General features: G+C 64.0%; 5 protein-coding genes. 4 read left to right on the forward strand and 1 reads right to left on the reverse strand.

The genetic code is table 11. The features are described from left to right. Positions 1-316 precede the first annotated feature (316 nt). The 4 genes from ACIBVN_RS57605 to ACIBVN_RS57620 all read left to right on the forward strand — a co-directional run bounded on the left by ACIBVN_RS57605 (position 317) and on the right by ACIBVN_RS57620 (position 5,297). Positions 317-868, forward strand: a complete 552-nt coding sequence (locus ACIBVN_RS57605) for an NUDIX hydrolase (RefSeq protein ID WP_397150897.1) — start codon at positions 317-319, stop codon at positions 866-868. After that, the gene (locus ACIBVN_RS57610) at positions 861-1,229 is read left to right on the forward strand and encodes a hypothetical protein (RefSeq protein ID WP_397150898.1); all 369 of its coding nucleotides are present in this window, start codon (positions 861-863) and stop codon (positions 1,227-1,229) included. Before ACIBVN_RS57605 ends, ACIBVN_RS57610 begins: the two co-directional genes overlap by 8 nt. Positions 1,230-2,242: 1,013 nt before the next feature. Further along, positions 2,243-3,430 carry a hypothetical protein gene (locus ACIBVN_RS57615; RefSeq protein ID WP_397150900.1) on the forward strand — a complete coding sequence of 396 codons (1,188 nt, stop codon included), beginning with the start codon at positions 2,243-2,245 and terminating at the stop codon, positions 3,428-3,430. Between the two features lie 148 nt (positions 3,431-3,578). Further along, on the forward strand, positions 3,579-5,297 hold the full coding sequence (locus tag ACIBVN_RS57620; RefSeq protein ID WP_397150902.1) for a hypothetical protein: 1,719 nt from the start codon (positions 3,579-3,581) through the stop codon (positions 5,295-5,297). On the opposite strand, the gene ACIBVN_RS57625 is transcribed toward ACIBVN_RS57620, so the two are convergent. Then, a complete protein-coding gene (locus tag ACIBVN_RS57625; protein ID WP_397150906.1) occupies positions 5,254-5,997 on the reverse strand; it encodes a CHAT domain-containing protein in 744 nt (247 codons plus the stop codon). The two genes, ACIBVN_RS57620 and ACIBVN_RS57625, sit on opposite strands and share 44 nt — an antisense overlap. Positions 5,998-6,000: the final 3 nt, after the last annotated feature.

Consider the following 6,000-nt stretch of genomic DNA (forward strand, 5'->3'; position numbering starts at 1 on the left):
GCATTCCTCACGGTGCATGCTGCAGACCCTGGCCGGAACATTGGAGAAACCACCGAAAGGACGTCCGAGACAGCGGGGCGTGGCGACCCAGCATCAAGACCATTTTTACCTCGGCGAGGTTGACGCTGGATCGGCGAGCTGGGTTTGGTGAATGTATGGGAAATCGCTCCAAGCGCGCGATTGACGGCACAGAGCTGCGGACCTCTTCGAGTGGCCCTGGCAAGCCGCTCATTCTCATCGTCGATGTATCAGGGGAAACTGGAACAGCAGTCCGGTGTACTAAATCGAAGCGGTTTACGCAGGGCGGTGATGACAGATGCCAATAAATCTCAGGGGTAGGCGGCAGCAGAATCCAACGTCATCGCCAGAGCTTGAAGTCTTTTCCGATCTAATCGAACCGCTGTCGAAATTGCCTGAGCGCAAAGCTGTGGCGGCCGTCGTGCACCAGTGCGACCGCGTGCTCCTCCTCAAGCGATCGATGACCAAAGACCTGCCTGGAATTGAAGAAATTCCGGGAGAGTTCCAAGATAGCGATGAGGAGCTTCGGCAGACTCTAAGCCGCGTGCTCATCGATCACATCGGATGGAGCGGGCCCGTACCTGTCGATCCGGAGTTTGCGTTTCATCACGGGTATGTGGAAGCGAGCTACTCGTGCAGGGTTCACCAGATCACCTATGCCGTCGAATACGGCGGTCACCCCATCACCCTGTCGAAACGACACTCCAACTTCCGGTGGATCCTGCCGGAAGATTTGGTCGCGTGTGAAACGACACGTGATTCACTGGAGGCGATACGGGCATGGTGGCGCGCTTGCCACAATCCGAAATTTAGGTCCCAGATGCGGTCTGGTGGGATGGGAAATGGGTAACGGCTACCTGGGTGTTAGGAACAAAAGATACACGGTTGTTTCGAGAGGGGAGCAATATCCGGAGACGGTTCCAGCTGTAGGGGACGTTATTATCCTAAAGGTCTATAAGCAAGATACGTCTGTCTACCCAAGTGGCCTGGAGGTGCTTGGCTTCGGCGTGGGAGTCTATGAGGACATAGAAATAGCAGTGCAATACGTGGAGGAAAGGGGCCCGATGTACATCTATATTCACGGAAATGTGTGTACGAGTGAAGACGAAGGGAATCCTTGTCGCGCCTCGTATATGAAAGGCAGCTATCTCCCGAAAGTACTTATCGGCGATATCGTAATAAAGGAAATGGTGTACAGTGAATATCCCTGATCGTTCAATGAAAATCCGTGTCGTCGACTAGGCGACGATATAGTTGATTGTCATTCGCGAGAGCGATGGCTCATGAAGGTTCGCCTAATCGGGCCTGAATCCTTTGCGCTGGCACATCAAGGCGGGTGCCGCCCGCGTTCTTCAGAAGGACTACCCCGTTCAACTGCATAACAGCGGCGGAGACTGGCGGCCGAGACACACCCATGACAGCGGCCAGCTCGTTCCGCGTCCGGGGTCCACGCCCACACGCAGTTGATCCGCAACCTGTCGCGCCAAGGTGTTGAGCCTCAGACCTTTAGGCAGCCACGCTCCATAGCTTACTGAAGTGGTCACCTCACCAGCATGACTATGGCTGACGGAATAGGGCACCACGCCAGCTCGTTCTGTGCCAATTTAGATCGTCCTTACCAAATAGTCAGCCAGGGTTGTGACGCTTCGCCCAGCTATCTGTTGGCCGTTGACCCAAAGCACCGCTACCAGCTACCGCAGCTGCACCCGGAGCATCAGCTGACGCACGTCACCCAGCTACTGTTTGCGCTGCAGACCCGAGCGGACCGCCCCATTCGACGCAGGAGAGCGACCGAGCCCGGGCAGAGCAGGACGAGGCCGAGCCCGAGGCGATGACGGCCGCCTCCCTCAGGGAGGCCGACCGGGAGACAGCGGTGCCGCGCGGGTCGGGCGACAGGGTCGGGCCGCACGGTCTCACGGCGCGCCCCGGCACGCTGGGCCCTTCCTGGTCTACCCGCCCGGCGATACCTACTGACCCCTCACCCAGGCGGGCCGGGGCGGGGAAAGCCCGACCAGCCTCACCGCCCCTGCCGGCCGCGCTCCCCGTCAGGCCTCTAAGCTGGGAGAAGAGGGGCAACGTTGGCCGCGGGGGAGGCCGAGTGAACGCACCAGTATGGTGGGATCCTCCGGCCGGAGAGCCGGGGCTGTCCAAAAGGGAACTGTGTCAACGATGGCTGGACCGGGACCTTCCTGCGGATCGCCCGGACCGTACAGTGAACCGCGCTGTGGTCTCCAAGCAGCTGACCACCTGCGCTAACGCGCTTTTGAAGAAGGACTCGATTCCGGCCGCGGTCGCCAATGCCCTTGGCCGCACCGGCGACCTCGGCGGAGTAACCGAGGACCTCACCGCCGCGCGCGTGAGCGCCCTCGATGAACCGCTCACCCAGTCCAACGTCCGCGCCGCCACCGCTGCGCTGATCGAATACCACGCCGGGCCACTCACGTACGCGATCTGCGGCATCGCCAAGCAGGCCCTCGACCGCGCTAAAGAGTGGCTCAATGAGCAGCACCTCAATCTCCGCAAGGATCAACGGGACAACCTCAAGGACCGCGCCGCCCTGCTGGTCCGACAACAGCTCGACCGCGACGGCGTGCTCACTGACAGGAACAAGTTGGCGGCGCTGAAAGTCAGGCCTGAGACTTGGGCTCAGTTGGTGGATCTGATCGCCCGCCAGCTGTGGACCGGTGAACTTGTCCTTCCTCCTGACGCACCGCCGGTGAAGGTGGCAGACCCGTCCGAGTCCGGCCCATCGCAGCCGGTCAGCGACCAGCATCAGGCGAAATCCCGCCAGCGGAGACAAACTTCCGAGCAACGGGAGGAGTGGCTGGTAGGTAAGGAAGGCTGGCAACGATGGGAGGAGATCGGTCACCTCGCCGACCGGATGCGGCGTCGTGGGGAACTTCCTGCGAAGGCGGAGGACGTGTTTTCCGCCAGTGTCGAGGAAGCCACTCTCTACCTGCTGAGGGAGTCAGGCCAGGGCGAGGAACCAGATGAGAAGAGGCTCCCTGGGCTCCTTGTACGCATCGTGAACCGCCGGCTCACTGATCAGCAGGCTGTCCCACTTGCCGAGTTCGATGAAGAGTTGGGATACGTGTCCTCGCCGGACCATGCCGGCCTCATCGTGACAATGGATGCGATCGCGACAGCTGCGGCAGCGGCGCCGAAGTGGCTGCCACAGGATGGGTCGTGGGAGGCTGCCCAGGCCCGGGACCTGTTGTCCGGGCTGGCATCAGGCACCGCAGACGTCGATATCACGATCGAAGCTAGGTGGTGGGCGTGTCTGGAACAGCGGTGGGGATCATCGCGCCCTGACAATGCCCGAAGTCGTAGCAAGAAAGCGGCGGTCGAGCAGACGATCAACCTGATGCGGGCCGCCCTAGCGGCCGAATATGGCCGTGGGGGATCTGCATGAGTAGTGAAGGGCAATCTCGGCGAGTGGGGACGGTGCGATGATGGCGCAGCAGCACGGTGGCCTGGTCACCGACGAGCGAGGCGAGCTGAGCTGGTGGGGCGCCCAGCCTGCCGCGGTTGCCGCCGGGATCGTCACCCCCGCGCCCGGCGTGACGGTCTCGGTCGACCTCACCGAACCGCGGCGGGTACTGGCGTGGACAGTGCCGCACCGCGACGCGCTCCAGACGCTGACGGACCTGTTCGGTGAGGAGTGGGTAAGGGGGGTCGGCGCTGCCCTCGCCTCCGGGACCACGGCTGTGCCCGCCCCGCCGCTACTGCCTGAGCCCTGGGCCAGGCTCGGCCTGGTGGCAGGCGTACAGCGGTGGATGCCCGCCCCGATCCCGGAGGCCACCGTGGGCATCGACCATGCTCTAGCCTCCCACGGCGCTGGGCTGGCCGAGCAGGCCAGCGCCGAATTCGCTGCCGGGGCAGCCAGCCTGCTGTACCGGGCCGAGCAGTTCCTGAATGGTGAGCTGCCAAGGGCCATGCGTCCCGATCTGCTTGCCGCCACCCGAACTGCCGCCCAGGTGCTCGCCGACGGGCATCCCGACGCCGCGTACCTGCACGATCTCGCCGTCGAGCTCGAAGCCGCCGTTGGCGTAAACGCTGCCTCCCGCGCCGTTGGTGAAGGTCGACTCGGAGCGGGGCCAGCGGTGCACGTTGGTGTCTCTGCTCCTGCGGCGGCGCCTGACGCCCTGGTTACGGCCTGCGTGGACCCGGCGCTGGTGCCAGCCCGAATCCTGCGCTGGGACGGGGCTGAGGCTCCGGAGCTCCTTGTCGAGACGTACACCGACCCGCTCCGGCTGCGGATCAGCGCGGTCCTGGCTGACGACACCGAGCCAGACGATCAGGAGGTCACCGAACTAGTGGCCCGCGTCCTCGATCCTAGCGAGGGCACGGTGCGCGGCTCCGGGGTCTTTCTCCCCGCAGAAGACATTCCCGACGGGCACGGCCGTCGGATCGTCGCGGACCTGCCCCTGTACGCCGGCCTTCCCGAGCGGCCCGTGGTGCAGGTCTACCAGGCTGGCCGGCGCCACCCCTTGCTGGGCGTGATCCGCGATCCCGGCTTCGTCCGTGTCGACCGGCTGATGCTCGAAGCGTGGATGCTGCACCGTCTGGCACTCGCTGCGTATGCGCTGAACGACTCCGCCTCTGAGACCTTGATGCAGGAGGCCGCACACCGAGCCCGGTGGGCCGCCGCCGCTCTGGAGGACCTGGCCGTCGCTTACGCCGTTGACGCCAGCGCGCCAGAACACGCAACCGCCGCTGAGGCATCGCTAGCTGGGCTGTGGCTCGCCGCCGGCCGCCCCACGGCCCCAGACCTGCAGGCCCGCACCGCGGCCATCAACGCCTACCTCACCGTGCTGGACGCCGCCTTGACCGGCACACCGGGTGCGGCCCAGGGTCAGGCAACCCAGCCTCTGCTCGCCGAGCTCGAGCTGCTCGCTACCCGGGAAGTTCCGACCGCCGCCGCAGTAATGATCCGCGACATCGAGGCGTGGCTCACCCAAGCCGCGCACAGGGAACACGCCACCCTTGCGCCCGAGATTGTCGAAGTGGCCCCCATCCGCCTCCCCGTGCCGATGCTCATCAGCGTTGGATATGCATCTGATGTCTTGATCAAGGCAAGGGTCGACAGGGCCGAGAACACAGCCAGGATCAGTTTCACACTCACCCCAGCACACAATGCGCAGCCGCTGATCGTGGTCATCACGGCCCCTGACGGTGCCTACTGGTCAGCTGAGGTGAACACCGTGGGCCGCGCCACCGTGGAGAACGTGCCCATCACGTCCGGGGACCTTCGGATTCGTCTTGAGTTGCGGTCTTGACCACATCCGCTGACTTACGACTCTGGTCGGCCCTGAGGCGATGGCCGTCCGGTATCCGGACGGGAAAGCCGGAGTGGACGTAGGGCGCCCAAGCAGAGGGTGGCTTCTCCAATCCAATGGCGGTCAGACAGGCTTGGCGGAAGGCCGCGAGGCTGTCACTGTCCGGCAGCTCCTCGTAGAAGGCGGCAGCGAAGCTGTGGGCATCTTCGGGCGCGACCGGGCTCAAGGCGGAAAGGTCGGCGGTGGTTTTTCGGGCGCGCAATGCCAGAGGGAAGCCATTCAGATCGCCAGCACGGTGGACAACCCCCTGGCCCAGTTCGCAGGCGTTGAGGAAAACCAAGGCGGCCCGGCACCCGGAATGCAACCAGTCCCCCGCCCTCACCACGGTCTTGTCGACCAGGCTCAGCTGGGAGTCGGAGGACCTCGGCCACGGGAAGAAGGCGCCGTGCGCGACCACATAAACCAATCCCCACTCACGCTTGGGGTCAAGAAGGCAGCTTCGTCCTTCTCCTGCGTCGGCAGGACGGACCACGTCCACCCCGATCCTTCGCAAACGTGCTTCCAATGCTTGGGCCTCACCTTCCGCGTGGATGCCCGGTTCCCACCCGCCAATGAGAGGATTCCATCCTGTTTTCCCAGGTAGAAGGGGATGGCCTGGCGCAGTTGGGCGTGATCTCTGCTGGTGAATGGCAGGGATCATGGT

Origin of the sequence: Nonomuraea sp. NPDC049400 (assembly GCF_044466425.1) — a bacterium.
Lineage (GTDB): Bacteria > Actinomycetota > Actinomycetes > Streptosporangiales > Streptosporangiaceae > Nonomuraea.